Here is a 12,906-nt window from a genome sequence, read left to right as displayed (position 1 = left end):
GCCAGGGTAGTTATCTGATACCGAGCGTCTTGTGCGTCTGCACGCTGAGGCGCCATTGCGGGTGCTTCAGGCAATAGGCGATCGCGCGCTCGGTATTCGCGATCACGTCGGGGCCGTCCATCGGCTGCAGCGAGAAGCGCTCGAATGACAGCCCCGCGAAATCCTCCGGCTTATTCTCCACCTGCGGATAGACCAGCTTGAGCTCGTGCCCCCTGCGCACCACGAGCTCGGCCGCGGCCTTGGGGCTGACGCAGATCCAGTCGAGCCCGTCGGGTGGGGCGATGGTTCCGTTGGTCTCGATCGCGATCGCAAAGCCATGCCCGTGCAGGGCCTCGATCAGGGCGGTGTCGACCTGCAGCAGCGGCTCGCCGCCGGTCAAGACCACGTAGCGGTCGGCCGCGCCGGCGGTCCATTGCGCGGCGATGGTGTTGGCGAGCTCGGCCGCGTCGGCATAGCGGCCGCCAAGCGTGCCGTCGGTGCCGACGAAATCGGTGTCGCAGAACCGGCAGACGGCCCCAGTGCGGTCCTGCTCGCGGCCGCTCCAGAGGTTGCAGCCGGCGAAGCGGCAGAACACGGAGGCGCGGCCCGCATGGGCGCCTTCGCCCTGCAGGGTGAGAAATATCTCCTTGACCGCGTAGCTCACCAAAAATCCCTCTGAGTTGCCGAACCGGCTGTTCCCGAACCGGTCTGCCGCAGCGCCTCGCCGAGGGCCATGGCCGCCGTGACCGCCACATTGAGCGAGCGCAGGGGCGGCTTGATCGGAATCACCAGCCGCGCGTCCGCGGCGGCCACCACTGCGTCGGTCACCCCCGCCGTCTCGCGCCCGAACAGCAGGACATCGGAGGCCGTATACTCGAAATCAAGATAGGATTTCGCAGCCCTGGTCGTGAACAGGACCAGCCGGCAGGCGGCCTCGGCCCGCCATTCCTCGAATTTCGACCATGAGTCGTGACGCTTCAACCGCACATGGTCGAGATAGTCCATACCCGCCCGGCGGAAATTCCGGTCCGAGGCGTCGAACCCCGCCGGTTCGATGATGTGGGCTGCCACATCCAGGCAGGCGCAGAGGCGCAGAATCGTTCCCGTATTCTGGGGAATGTCGGGCTGGAACAGCGCGATCTGCATGGTGCTGACGACCTGTGAAAACCGGATGAAATTGTCTCAATAAAACATCGCCCGGCGCTGATTTCGTGCATTGCACGTTTGCGAGCCGATAGCGGGCTTGCGCTCGTCCGGCAAGGGTGCCAATAGAACGATTCTGGACTGCTGTTCCGCCATTTGGGGTGGGGAATAGCGGTTTTCTGCCGCCGCGGGGGCCGCGGGCGCCGGCAGCCTTTCTCGGGACGCGTTCCGCGTCTTTGGGGCGGTTCCACCGGCTGCAGAAAAGAAAGGGCTAGGAATCGTGACGACAGCGTCTTCGGCGGACCATCCGACACGCCGTGATTTTCTCTTCGTTGCAACCGGAGCTGCCGCCGTGGTCGGCGCAGCCGCCACCGTGTGGCCGATGGTTGCCCAGATGAACCCGGATGCCGCGACGATCGCAGCCGGCGCACCGATCCAGGTCGACCTGGCGCCGATCGCCGAGGGCCAGGACATCAAGGTGTTCTGGCGCGGCAAGCCGATCTACATCAGCCACCGCACCAAGAAGCAGATTCAGGAGGCCCAGAGCGTGCCGCTCTCGAGCCTGCCCGATCCGCAGCCCGACTCGGCCCGCGTCAAGGCCGGCCACGACCAGTGGCTGGTCGTGATCGGCATCTGCACCCATCTCGGCTGTATCCCGATCGCCCATGAGGGCAATTACGACGGCTTCTTCTGCCCCTGCCACGGCTCGCAGTACGACTCCTCCGGTCGTATCCGCCAGGGGCCGGCGCCCGCCAACCTGGCGGTGCCGCCCTACGCCTTCCTTTCCGACACCAAAATCCAGATCGGCTAAGTCCCGGACCCTCCGGGACTTCGGCTTCCCCTTGGACCCATCGCGTCGTTTTTCTTCTTCAGGATCGCATCAATGAGCGGACCATCTGATTTTCAACCGAGCAACCCCGCCTTGAAGTGGATCGAACGGCGCCTTCCGATCATGGGCCTGGTCCACTCTTCCTTCGTGGCCTACCCGACGCCGCGCAACCTGAACTACTGGTGGACCTTCGGCGCCATTCTGTCGCTGATGCTGGGTTTGCAGATCCTGACCGGCGTGATCCTGGCGATGCACTACACGCCGCACGCCGACCTCGCCTTCAAATCGGTTGAGCTGATCGTCCGTGACGTCAATTACGGCTGGCTGCTGCGCAACATGCACGCCTGCGGCGCGTCGATGTTCTTCTTCGCGGTCTACGTCCACATGTTCCGCGGTCTCTATTACGGGTCGTACAAGGAGCCGCGCGAGGTGCTGTGGATCCTCGGCGTCATCATCTACCTCTTGATGATGGCGACCGGCTTCATGGGCTACGTGCTGCCGTGGGGCCAGATGAGCTTCTGGGGCGCGACCGTCATCACCAACCTGTTCTCGGCAATTCCCTATTTCGGCGAGAGCATCGTGACCTTGCTGTGGGGCGGCTATTCGGTCGGCAACCCGACGCTGAACCGCTTCTTCTCGCTGCACTATCTGCTGCCGTTCGTGATCGCCGGCGTGGTCGTGCTGCACGTCTGGGCGCTGCACGTCGCGGGTCAGAACAACCCGGCCGGCGTCGAGGCCAAGACCGAGAAGGACAGCGTCCCGTTCACGCCCTATGCGACGATCAAGGACGCGTTCGGCGTGTCCTGCTTCCTGATCTTCTTCGCCTGGTTCATCTTCTACATGCCGAACTATCTCGGCGACGCCGACAACTACATCCCGGCGAACCCCGGCGTGACCCCGGCGCACATCGTGCCTGAATGGTACTACCTGCCGTTCTACGCGATCCTGCGTTCGATCCCGAACAAGCTCGCCGGCGTGGTGGCAATGTTCGGCGCGATCGTCATCCTGGCGTTCCTGCCCTGGCTCGACAACGCGCGGACCCGGTCCTCGAAGTATCGTCCGCTGGCCAAGCAGTTCTTCTGGATCTTCGTCGTGGTCTGCATCCTGCTCGGCTATCTCGGCTCGCAGCCGCCGGAAGGCATCTACGTCATCGCCGGCCGCATCCTGACGGTCTGCTACTTCGCCTACTTCCTGATCGTGCTGCCGCTGCTCTCCCGCATCGAGACGCCGCGCCCGCTGCCGAACTCGATCGCCGACGACGTGCTGGCGAAGAGCAAGGGCAGGGTCGTGACCGCAGCCTCCGTGATGCTTGCGCTGGTGGTGGCCGGCGGCCTGTTCGCCGGCAGCACCCAGAACGCCAAGGCCGAGGAGGGTGGCAATGCGCCGCCGGCACAGAGTTGGTCGTTCTCCGGCCCTTTCGGCAAGTATGACCGCGGCTCGCTGCAGCGTGGCCTGAAGGTCTACAAGGAAGTCTGCTCGGCCTGTCACGGCCTGTCCTATGTCGCGTTCCGCAACCTCGCCGATGCCGGCGGCCCCGGCTATTCGGTGGCGCAGGCGGCGGCGTTCGCGTCCGAGTACAAGATCAAGGACGGCCCGAACGACCAGGGCGAAATGTTCGAACGTCCGGGCCGCCCGGCGGATTACTTCCCGTCGCCGTTCCCGAACGAGCAGGCAGCGCGTGTGGCCAATGGCGGCGCTGCACCGCCCGATCTCTCGCTGATCACCAAGGCGCGGTCCTACAAGCGCGGCTTCCCGCAGTTCGTGATCGACTTCTTCAGCCAGTACCAGGAGCAGGGCCCCGACTACGTCGATGCCATCCTGCAGGGCTTCGAGGACAAGGCTCCGGCCGGCGTCACGATTCCGGAAGGCTCGTACTACAACAAGTACTTCCCGGGCCACTCGATCAAGATGCCGAAGCCGCTGTCCGACGGTCAGGTGACCTTCGATGACGGTTCGCCGGCGACAGTGAAGCAGTATGCGCACGACGTCACCACGTTCCTGATGTGGGCCGCCGAGCCGCACATGGAGGAGCGCAAGCGGATCGGCATGCAGGTGTTCTTCTTCCTGATCGTGTTCGCGATCCTGATGTACTTCACCAAGCGCAAGGTCTGGGCCGACGCCCACTGACCTCGTTAGGTAGCGAGTTTGAAAAAGCCCCTTCGGGGGCTTTTTTGTTGTGCGGGACGCACGCGGCGCCAATGCGCGGAGATGACGAGTGCGCGAGCCCGCCGCAGGGCGATTGCGTCCGTCACCGAGTGCGGACAAGATGCCGGCCAATCAGCCGGCAAACATTGCGGAGGAACTCATGGGTACCAGCATCAGCTTCAAGCGTCCGGACGGCAAGGAAGCGTCAGGCTATCTCGCCAATGCCGCGCGCGGCAACGCGCCGGGCGTGGTCGTGATCCAGGAATGGTGGGGCCTGCAGGACCAGATCAAGGGAATGTGCGACCGCTTCGCGCTGGCCGGCTTCGATGCGCTGGCGCCCGATCTCTACAAGGGCAAGGTGGTGCCGTATCACGACACCGACGCGGCCGGCAAAGAGATGAACTCGCTCGACTTCATGGATGCCACCACGCAGACCGTGCGCGGCGCCGCGCAATACCTTGCCAAGAGCGGCACCAAGGTCGGCCTGACCGGCTTCTGCCTCGGTGGCGCGGTGACCATCATCGGCGCCACCAAGATCCCGGAGCTGACGGCCGGTGTGGTGTTCTACGGCATTCCGCCGGAGCAGGCGGCCAAGCCGGCGGACGTCAAGATTCCGCTGCAGGGGCATTTTGCTACCAAGGACGACTGGTGCACGCCGGCGCTGGTCGACGGGTTTGAGAAAGCGATGAACGCCGCCGGCAAATCGCTGGAGCTGTTCCGCTATGACGCCGAGCACGGTTTCGGCAACGAGCAGCGTTTGTCGGTGCACGACCGGCACTGTGCAGAACTGGCCTGGGGCCGGGCGACGGAGTTTTTCAGGAAGCATTTGGGGTAAGAGGCTGCCCGCTACGGCCACCGCTGTCGTCCCGGCGAAGGCCGGGACCCATACGCCGCGGCGGTCGTGATCAAAGGAAGCTGGTCGACGGCTTTGCCAAACAATTGCGCCCTGTGGTTATGGGTCCCGGCCCCCGTGCGCAATTGCGCACTAGGCCGGGAACGCAATCGTTATGCGTTCTTCACCCCGTCCCACCACGGGCAGGTCCCCGACATCAGCTTGAAATTGCCTTCCAGCACCTGCACCGGGGCGCGCTTGCCCTCGGCGGCGGCGCGCATGCGCATCCCGCGCGCGACGGCGCGGTCCTCGGCTGACAGCCAGACGCGCTCGTGGCCCCACAGGCTCGGGCCGTCAACCATCTCGAACGGTGTCCAGTTTGTCGGGTCGATCTCGCGGCCGCCCCAGCCGCACTCGACCATGAAGGCTGACGGCGACTTGGCGTAGAACGACGTCATCAAATCGTTGGTGTGACGGCCGAGCGTGACGTTGACCCGGTCCTCCTTCATCGCAATGTCGTAGGCTTGGCCGACATCGTCGAGCGAGAACAGCTCGACCATCAGGTGATGCATGCCGTTCGTCCCGGTCTCGATCAGCGCGAGCGAGTGGTGGCGGGCATTGACGTGAAAGAAATAGGCGCGGAACGGCTTTTCGATGTAGTCGCTCAGGGCGAAGCCGAGCACGTCGACATAGAAGCTCATGACCGGCGCGATGTTCTCGACCGTCAGCACCGCGTGGCCGAGGCCGAGCGCGCCGGTGCGGAAACCGGAGATCGAGCGGCCCGGCTTGAACGGCGTGTCGTCGATCTCCGGGCCATGGAACGCTTCGAGCCGGTTGCCGGCCGGGTCCTGGAACGAGATCAGGCCGCGCACCCGCCGCGCGTCGGCGAGCGCCTGCGGCTCGGCGGTTACGGCGACGCCGGCATGCTCGAGCCGCGCCGCCAGCGCGTCGAGCGCTGCGGCGTCCGCCACCTCCCAGCCGAAGAACCTGGTGCCTTCGCCCTGCGCGCGGTCGATCACGATGCGTTGCTTGCGATCGTCCATCCGGAAGGCGAGCAGCGAATTGCCGCGCTCGATGGCTTGCAGCCCGACCAGGCCGGTGCCGAATTGCCGCCAGTCGTCGAGCGCGTCGGAGCCGAAGCCGGCATATCCGAGACCCAAAATCGCCATCTGCGCCTCCGCCATCTGTCTGTTTTTTGGGCGGCCGATCGGCCGCCATTTCCACAAATCCTACGCGGATTCCCCGCCGTGCGAACCGGAAAAAGGCCGTCCCGCCTTGGGGCAGGGGCAGGAGCAAGGGCACCGGCCATCCCTTGACACGGCCCGCGCCGGGTGGTGTGTAACGGCCATGCGCACCGTTGCCAGCCCATCCCGTCGTTGGTGGCCCACCTCCTCATAGGTGGCCGGTGCGATTTCATTTCCAAAAGTCGTCGAAGGTCGCCATCGCAGTGCGACGGCCCTTCGTTTGTCCTGTGTGGCGCTCTCTTCCCAAGTCTCGTAAGAGGATCACATGAACAGGACAGTCTTCTCCCTGCCGGCCAAGAGCGAATACCTCACCAATGGCGGCCTTGCCGTCGCGCGCGTGGTCGAGCAGTTCACCGGCGGCGCCAACCGCCTCGACGATCTGATCGCGCTGTTGGACCGCCGCCGCGGCGTGGTGCTGTCCTCGGGCACGACGGTGCCGGGCCGCTACGAGAGCTTTGACCTCGGCTTTGCCGATCCGCCGCTGGTACTGGAGACGTCGGGTACCAATTTCTCATTGCAGGCGCTGAACCCGCGCGGCGAGGTCTTGATCGCCTTCCTCGGCGACGTGCTGCGCGAGCCCTGCGTCGTGATCTCCGAGCGTAGTGCCACCAGGCTCGCCGGCCATATCATCCGCGGTGCCGCGCCGGTCCAGGAAGACCAGCGCACCCGCCGCGCCAGCGTGATGTCGCTGGTGCGCGACATGGTGGCGGCATTCACCTCCAATGCCGATCCGCTGCTCGGCCTGTTCGGCGCCTTCGCCTACGACCTCGTGTTCCAGATCGAGGATATCGTGCAGAAGCGCGCCCGCGAGGCCGACCAGCGCGACATCGTGCTCTACGTGCCGGATCGCCTGCTCGCCTATGACCGCGCCACCGGCCGCGGCGTGGCGTTGAATTACGAATTCTCCTGGAAGGGCAAATCAACCGCCGGCCAGTCGCACGGGACCGCGCCGAGCCTTTACGCCAGGAACGGCCGGCAGGGCTTTGCCGATCATGCTCCGGGCGAATACCAGGCCACGGTCGAGGTCGCGCGCGCGGCCTTCGCGCGCGGCGATTTGTTCGAGGCGGTGCCCGGGCAATTGTTTGGCGAGCCCTGCGAACGGTCGCCGGCGGAAGTGTTCCAGCGGCTCTGCCGCATCAACCCGTCGCCCTATGGCGCGCTGATGAATCTCGGCGACGGCGAATTCCTGGTCTCCGCCTCGCCGGAGATGTTCGTGCGCTCCGACGGCCGCCGGGTCGAGACCTGCCCGATCTCGGGCACCATCGCGCGCGGCTCGGACTCGATCGGCGATGCCGAGCAGATCCGCAAGCTGTTGAACTCGGAGAAGGACGAGTTCGAGCTCAACATGTGCACCGACGTCGACCGCAACGACAAGGCACGCGTCTGCGTGCCCGGTACCATCAAGGTGCTGGCGCGGCGGCAGATCGAGACCTACTCAAAACTGTTCCACACCGTCGATCACGTCGAGGGCATGCTGCGGCCGGGCTTCGATTCGCTCGACGCTTTCCTCACCCATGCCTGGGCGGTGACGGTGACCGGCGCACCGAAACTATGGGCGATGCAGTTCGTCGAGGACCACGAGCGCTCGCCGCGGCGCTGGTATGCCGGCGCGATCGGCTGCGTCAATTTCGACGGCAGCATCAACACCGGGCTGACCATCCGCACCATCCGCATGAAGGATGGCCTGGCCGAGGTGCGGGTCGGTGCGACCTGCCTGTTCGACTCGGATCCGGCCGCCGAGGACCGCGAGTGCCAGGTCAAGGCGGCGGCGCTGTTCCAGGCGCTGCGCGGCGATCCGCCGAAGCCGTTGTCGGATTTCGCGCCTGATGCCACCGGCTCCGGCAAGAACGTGCTGCTGATCGATCACGACGACAGCTTTGTGCACATGCTGGCCGATTACTTCCGCCAGGTCGGTGCCAACGTCACCGTGGTCAGGCATATCCATGCCCAGGACATGCTCAAGAAGAAGGGCTGGGACCTGCTGGTGCTGTCGCCCGGGCCGGGTCGCCCGGAGGATTTCGGCATCGCGAAAACCATCGACACTGCGCTCGAGAAGAAGCTGCCGATCTTTGGCGTCTGCCTCGGCGTGCAGGCGATCGGCGAATATTTCGGCGGTCAGCTCGGTCAGCTTGGTCAGCCTGCGCACGGCCGTCCCTCGCGCGTCCAGGTGCGCGGCGGCCGGCTGATGCACAATCTGCCCAATGAGATCGTGATCGGCCGCTACCACTCCCTCTATGTCGAGCGCGACAGCGTGCCCGAGGTGCTGGCGGTGACCGCGACCACCGAAGACGGCGTCGCGATGGTGATCGAGCACAAGACCCTGCCGGTCGGCGGCGTGCAATTCCATCCGGAGTCGCTGATGTCGCTCGGCAATGAGGTGGGCCTGCGCATCGTCGAGAATGCATTCCGGCTTAATCCGCCGGCCAAATGAGGATTGCGAGACCAATGACCTTCGACCACGACATCAAGGCGACCGTTCGCAGCATCCCGGACTACCCGAAGAAGGGCATCCTGTTTCACGACATCACGACGCTGCTCGCGGATGCCCGTGCCTTCCGCCGGGCGGTCGATGAGCTGGTGCATCCCTGGGCCGGGGCGAAGGTCGACAAGGTCGCAGGCATCGAGGCCCGTGGCTTCATCCTCGGCGGCGCGGTGGCGCACCAGCTCTCGGCCGGCTTCGTGCCGATCCGCAAGAAGGGCAAGCTGCCGCACACCACGGTGCGGATCGCCTATTCGCTGGAGTACGGTATCGACGAGATGGAGATGCATGCCGACGCCGTGCTGCCCGGCGAGCGCGTGATCCTGGTCGACGATCTGATCGCGACCGGCGGCACCGCGGAGGGCGCGGTCAAGCTGTTGCGCCAGATCGGCGCTAATGTTGTCGCCGCCTGCTTCATCATCGACCTGCCCGATCTCGGCGGCGCCGCCAAACTGCGCGCGATGGACGTGCCGGTGCGCACGCTGATGGCGTTCGAGGGGCACTAGCCGCGTCTTCACGTGCCAGCTTGACCTGACCCTTCGCTTGACGACCGCTGTTCAACCGGAAGCAGCCGAAAATGCAGGCGTCGCGGAAGGCCTGCGTCGGGCCAATACCCCCATCTCAAGCCGCCTCCCAATTGGGGTCCGGTCCAGCGCCAAAAGCTCGGTGGGGGCCAAGGTGCGGCATGAGAACGCACCGACGTGCAGCTCAGATGCGGCTATAGTCTGGGTTGCTCGGCAGCGCGCCCATGTACCTGGAAGGGCGGGTGCAGCGATGTGGGACGCCATCTCTGAGGCGGGTCGGGCCGATCAATAGTTGATTGCGAGCTTGCCGCTCGTTGTCGGCCGCCTGTCAGTGGGACGATTACGCCCCTGGCGAGCGAACGGGTGTCGTTCGACCTCATTGACGGCCAGGGCGTAAAGGCGGCTGGACACGCATCGGACAGGTGCGCCGACTCCCCCGGAGTGAAGGAGCAGGTCCAGCGCCGGCCCGTATGCATCACCAAGTGCATCACATTGGACGAGGCTACCGATCTAGGCATCGGAGGCGTTCATGTACACAATCTACGAGGGAACCACTGATCTGGACGTGGTCTCGCTTTTCTCTGCTCTTGGCCTGGTCCTTTCGCTGGCAGTCACATCCATGCTGCCGGCGGACGCCATCGGCTGGGCAACTGTTTACGCGGAAGTGGCGGGACATTGACGGAAAAAATTCTGTCGGCAGTCGCGGTGCCACCAGGGAGGTATCATGACATCGTCAGCAACAATCTCCACGACGCATCCTGGTGCACAAGCCCAGGCGGGCTACCGCTGGATGCAACTCATTCTCGGCGTCGTCTGCATGGTCGCGGCCGCGAACATCCAATATGCCTGGACACTGTTTGTGCCGGAAATCCAGAAGACGTTCGGCTGGCAGCGCGCCAGCATCCAGATCGCCTTCACGATCTTCGTGCTCGTGCAAACCTGGCTTACGCCATTCGAGGGCTATCTGATTGACCGCTTCGGTCCGCGCATCATCGTGCTCATCGGCGGCTTCTTTACCGGCCTCGCATGGATCATGGATTCCTACGCCACCTCGCTCACGGGCTATTATGTCGCCGCCGCGATCGGGGGCATTGGCGTGGGCTGCGTGTACGCCACCTGCGTCAACAACGCGATCAAATGGTTTCCTGATCGTCGCGGCCTTGCAGTTGGCTTCACGGCGGGGGCCTATGGTGCGGGATCCGCTCTCACCATCCTTCCGATTGCCAACATGATCGCCAATGGCGGCTTCCAGGTCGCCTTCTTCTGGTATGGCTTGATCCAGGGAATCATCATCATGCTCGCCTCCCTCGCGATGCGGGCGCCGCAGGCGGGCGAAACGCGACCTTCGACGATCGTTCCGCAAAGCCGACGTGACTACACGTTGCTCGAAGCCGCCAGGACGCCGGTGTTTTACCTTTTGTTCGTGATGTTCACGATGACGGTGACCGGCGGCCTCATGGCGGTCGCGCAACTCGGGCCGATGTCGCAGGATCTCGGGGTCAAGGATCTCAAGGTCGATCTGTACTTCTTCGCCCTCGCCGCGCTGCCCTTCGCGCTCCTGCTTGATCGTATCATGAACGGGATTTCGCGACCGCTGTTCGGCGTTATCTCCGATTACATCGGGCGCGAGAATACGATGTTCGTGGCCTTCGCGCTGGAGGGAATCGGCATCGCCACGCTTGCCACGTTTGGCCGCAATCCATGGGCTTTCGTCTTCCTCAGCGGTGTCGTTTTCCTCGCCTGGGGCGAAGTCTACAGTCTGTTTAGTGCTACCTCGGCAGATGCCTTCGGAACGAAGAATATCGGCAGCATCTATGGCGTACTATATTGCTCGAAGGGTGTTGCCTCTCTGCTCGTCCCGGTGGGAAATCTGATCACGGAGGCGACCGGTACCTGGTCCACCGTACTTTACACGGTATCTGCGATGGACATTCTGGCGGCGTTGTGCGCCCTGGTGCTGCTCAAGCCGGTGTTGCGGCGTCACCTTGCGAATGCTTGACGCCGGGATCACACGGCGCTGTAGGCTCTGCCCGCAAGCGGGGAGAGGGCGAAAGGCTACAACCGCTGCAGCAGCATGCTGAGCTCGAGATCGCGGAACGTCGTGTAGTTCTTCCGGATCCACTGATGCAGCTCGGTCGATGAATCCCTTTCCTGGCGCAAATAGCCGGTGAAGGAGAAATTCAGCCGGTCGATATAGGTCTTCAGGAACACCGGCAGCGCGCGGAAGCGCAGCACCCGGCTTGCGTTCATGACAGGCGGCAGCTCGCCGCGCACCACGAATTCATTGTCGACGACGACGAGCCCGTTCGGCGGGATCTGGCCCTGCAGCATCTGGTAGCCGCGCACCGAGGCGCGGTCGGTATCCGCCACGTAGAGGATGACGGGCGCGACGCGGCGGCGCAGCGCCTCCTTCATCAGCCCGATCTGGTCGGCCATTTTGAAGAATTCGTCGAAGGCGTGGTAGCCGAGGTCGATCACCTTGGCGATGCCGTCATTGACGATGACGCGGTCCATCAGCTGCATCTTGCCGTAGGTGTCGATCACGTCGGCGGTCTCGGTGATCCGCGGCAGGTAGTCGAGCAGCGACGGCTCCTTCAGGTTGATGTCGAAGCAGACCACGTCGCCGTTCTTGAGCAGCAGGAATTCGCCGAGCAGCCGCGCGATCAGCGTCTTGCCGACCTGCGGGCGGGGCGAGCAGATGATGTAAACGGGCGTGGACGACATCGCCCGCTATATCAGGCCAAATTTTCGCCTAATCCAGCCCCATCGCCGCCCCCAGGCGCGATTTTTTCGCTGCCGGGCGCGACTTTTTTCGCTGCCCCGGGCGCGATTTTTCGCTGCCTTTGGGGGCGACTATTTTTCGCCCTTGGCCGACTTGGCGCCGACCAGGTCGGTCAGCTTGATCCGGTCGAACTCGCTCCAGACATTGGCCAGCCAGTGCCGGACATAGCCGCGCAGCACGAAGGAGTAGTTGGCGGCGTCGTCGTTGATGCCCTTGTTGGCGACGAATTTCAGGAACGGTACCGAGGAAACCTCGACCTGCTCGTAAGCCATTTCGTTGAGCTTCGGGATGGTGAGGTCGACGGCATCCTTGATGCGGTGGAAGTAGGAATTGTAGGTCGCCTGGTCCCACTGGAAGAACTGGGTGTCGTTGATGAAGTTCTTCACCAGGAAATATTTCGCGCCGCTCATGAAGTTGGCGGTCTCGGCGATCTCGTCCAGCGAGGCGATCGAGGGTCCGAGGATATGGAACACGGCGAAGGTGATCTGGCCGGAGCGCGCCGCGTCGAGGAAGCCGATGTCGCGCAGCGAGGCCAGCGCCGGCGACAACAGGCCGGCGCGGACGTCGATCACGGTGACCGAGGAACCGGCGTTCAGCGTATCGAAGATCTTCATCTGGTCCGCGGTCGTCGTCATGTCGACGATCTCGGTGATGTCGGGGTGGAAGCGCTTTAGCGTGCCGCGCGGCGACTCGGTGTCGAATGCCCGGGTCTGCACATTGTTGGCGCTGAAATAGTCCAGGAGCGTCCGCGAAACGGTGGTCTTGCCGACCCCGCCCTTGTCGGCGCCCACCACGATCACAACCGGCTTTGCCATGGAAATCCCTTGAAAGCGCGCTCCCGACCGCGATGGCGATCGGCAAGTCCCCACACTGCTTTGGGCGCGAACATGGCAGAAACGAGGGAGAATTCAATTCCTTAAGGTGCAAGCGACCGGTTTGGTGGGGATTT

At 64.1% G+C, this 12,906-nt stretch carries 12 protein-coding genes; 7 read left to right on the top strand and 5 right to left on the bottom strand.

What is annotated here, in order from left to right:
- Window positions 1–10: 10 nt before the first annotated feature.
- Both queE and HAP48_RS06820 read right to left on the bottom strand, forming a co-directional pair.
- Complete coding sequence (queE, locus tag HAP48_RS06825; RefSeq protein ID WP_166214384.1) at window positions 11–643, bottom strand: 7-carboxy-7-deazaguanine synthase; 633 nt, start codon at window positions 641–643, stop codon at window positions 11–13.
- Complete coding sequence (locus HAP48_RS06820) at window positions 640–1,125, bottom strand: tRNA (cytidine(34)-2'-O)-methyltransferase (RefSeq protein ID WP_166214385.1); 486 nt, start codon at window positions 1,123–1,125, stop codon at window positions 640–642. The genes queE and HAP48_RS06820 overlap by 4 nt, the downstream gene beginning before the upstream one ends.
- Window positions 1,126–1,402: 277 nt before the next feature.
- Between HAP48_RS06820 and petA the strand changes: the two genes are divergently transcribed.
- From petA to HAP48_RS06805, 3 genes are all read left to right on the top strand, one after another.
- Complete coding sequence (gene petA, locus HAP48_RS06815; protein ID WP_029083716.1) at window positions 1,403–1,933, top strand: ubiquinol-cytochrome c reductase iron-sulfur subunit; 531 nt, start codon at window positions 1,403–1,405, stop codon at window positions 1,931–1,933.
- Between the two features lie 72 nt (window positions 1,934–2,005).
- Complete coding sequence (locus tag HAP48_RS06810; RefSeq protein ID WP_166214386.1) at window positions 2,006–4,078, top strand: cytochrome c1; 2,073 nt, start codon at window positions 2,006–2,008, stop codon at window positions 4,076–4,078.
- Window positions 4,079–4,256: 178 nt separating this feature from the next.
- Entirely contained in the window at window positions 4,257–4,931 is a 675-nt protein-coding gene (locus HAP48_RS06805; protein WP_166214387.1) for a dienelactone hydrolase family protein, read from the top strand.
- A 170-nt stretch (window positions 4,932–5,101) separates the two neighbouring features.
- On the opposite strand, the gene HAP48_RS06800 is transcribed toward HAP48_RS06805, so the two are convergent.
- Entirely contained in the window at window positions 5,102–6,097 is a 996-nt protein-coding gene (locus HAP48_RS06800) for a VOC family protein (protein ID WP_166214388.1), read from the bottom strand.
- Between the two features lie 340 nt (window positions 6,098–6,437).
- Here HAP48_RS06800 and HAP48_RS06795 point away from each other — a divergent pair, with 340 nt between their 5' ends.
- The 4 genes from HAP48_RS06795 to oxlT all read left to right on the top strand — a co-directional run bounded on the left by HAP48_RS06795 (window position 6,438) and on the right by oxlT (window position 11,174).
- Entirely contained in the window at window positions 6,438–8,603 is a 2,166-nt protein-coding gene (locus tag HAP48_RS06795) for an anthranilate synthase component I (RefSeq protein ID WP_166214389.1), read from the top strand.
- A 14-nt stretch (window positions 8,604–8,617) separates the two neighbouring features.
- Complete coding sequence (locus HAP48_RS06790; protein WP_166214390.1) at window positions 8,618–9,157, top strand: adenine phosphoribosyltransferase; 540 nt, start codon at window positions 8,618–8,620, stop codon at window positions 9,155–9,157.
- 547 nt (window positions 9,158–9,704) lie between these two features.
- Window positions 9,705–9,854, top strand: a complete 150-nt coding sequence (locus HAP48_RS06785; RefSeq protein WP_166214391.1) for a hypothetical protein — start codon at window positions 9,705–9,707, stop codon at window positions 9,852–9,854.
- Between the two features lie 45 nt (window positions 9,855–9,899).
- Entirely contained in the window at window positions 9,900–11,174 is a 1,275-nt protein-coding gene (gene oxlT, locus HAP48_RS06780) for an oxalate/formate MFS antiporter (RefSeq protein WP_166214392.1), read from the top strand.
- A 56-nt stretch (window positions 11,175–11,230) separates the two neighbouring features.
- Here the strand turns inward: oxlT and HAP48_RS06775 are convergent, their stop codons facing one another.
- Window positions 11,231–11,899: a P-loop NTPase family protein gene (locus tag HAP48_RS06775; protein WP_166214393.1), complete on the bottom strand. Its 669-nt coding sequence runs from the start codon at window positions 11,897–11,899 to the stop codon at window positions 11,231–11,233.
- Between the two features lie 129 nt (window positions 11,900–12,028).
- Window positions 12,029–12,772: a P-loop NTPase family protein gene (locus HAP48_RS06770; protein ID WP_166214394.1), complete on the bottom strand. Its 744-nt coding sequence runs from the start codon at window positions 12,770–12,772 to the stop codon at window positions 12,029–12,031.
- Window positions 12,773–12,906 lie beyond the last annotated feature (134 nt).

This window comes from Bradyrhizobium septentrionale (assembly GCF_011516645.4).
Taxonomy (GTDB): domain Bacteria; phylum Pseudomonadota; class Alphaproteobacteria; order Rhizobiales; family Xanthobacteraceae; genus Bradyrhizobium; species Bradyrhizobium septentrionale.
Note: the sequence above shows the minus strand (reverse complement) of the source record. Positions and strands in the feature narration are given on the sequence as shown.

Bases quoted from the DNA above. Each gene is read 5' to 3' on its own strand.
- HAP48_RS06790 (WP_166214390.1), top strand. From the start codon at position 8,618: ATGACCTTCGACCACGACATCAAGGCGACCGTTCGCAGCATCCCGGAC.
- HAP48_RS06800 (WP_166214388.1), bottom strand. From the start codon at position 6,097: ATGGCGATTTTGGGTCTCGGATATGCCGGCTTCGGCTCCGACGCGCTC.
- HAP48_RS06795 (WP_166214389.1), top strand. From the start codon at position 6,438: ATGAACAGGACAGTCTTCTCCCTGCCGGCCAAGAGCGAATACCTCACC.
- HAP48_RS06785 (WP_166214391.1), top strand. From the start codon at position 9,705: ATGTACACAATCTACGAGGGAACCACTGATCTGGACGTGGTCTCGCTT.
- HAP48_RS06770 (WP_166214394.1), bottom strand. From the start codon at position 12,772: ATGGCAAAGCCGGTTGTGATCGTGGTGGGCGCCGACAAGGGCGGGGTC.
- HAP48_RS06805 (WP_166214387.1), top strand. From the start codon at position 4,257: ATGGGTACCAGCATCAGCTTCAAGCGTCCGGACGGCAAGGAAGCGTCA.
- HAP48_RS06820 (WP_166214385.1), bottom strand. From the start codon at position 1,125: ATGCAGATCGCGCTGTTCCAGCCCGACATTCCCCAGAATACGGGAACG.
- HAP48_RS06775 (WP_166214393.1), bottom strand. From the start codon at position 11,899: ATGTCGTCCACGCCCGTTTACATCATCTGCTCGCCCCGCCCGCAGGTC.
- HAP48_RS06810 (WP_166214386.1), top strand. From the start codon at position 2,006: ATGAGCGGACCATCTGATTTTCAACCGAGCAACCCCGCCTTGAAGTGG.
- oxlT (WP_166214392.1), top strand. From the start codon at position 9,900: ATGACATCGTCAGCAACAATCTCCACGACGCATCCTGGTGCACAAGCC.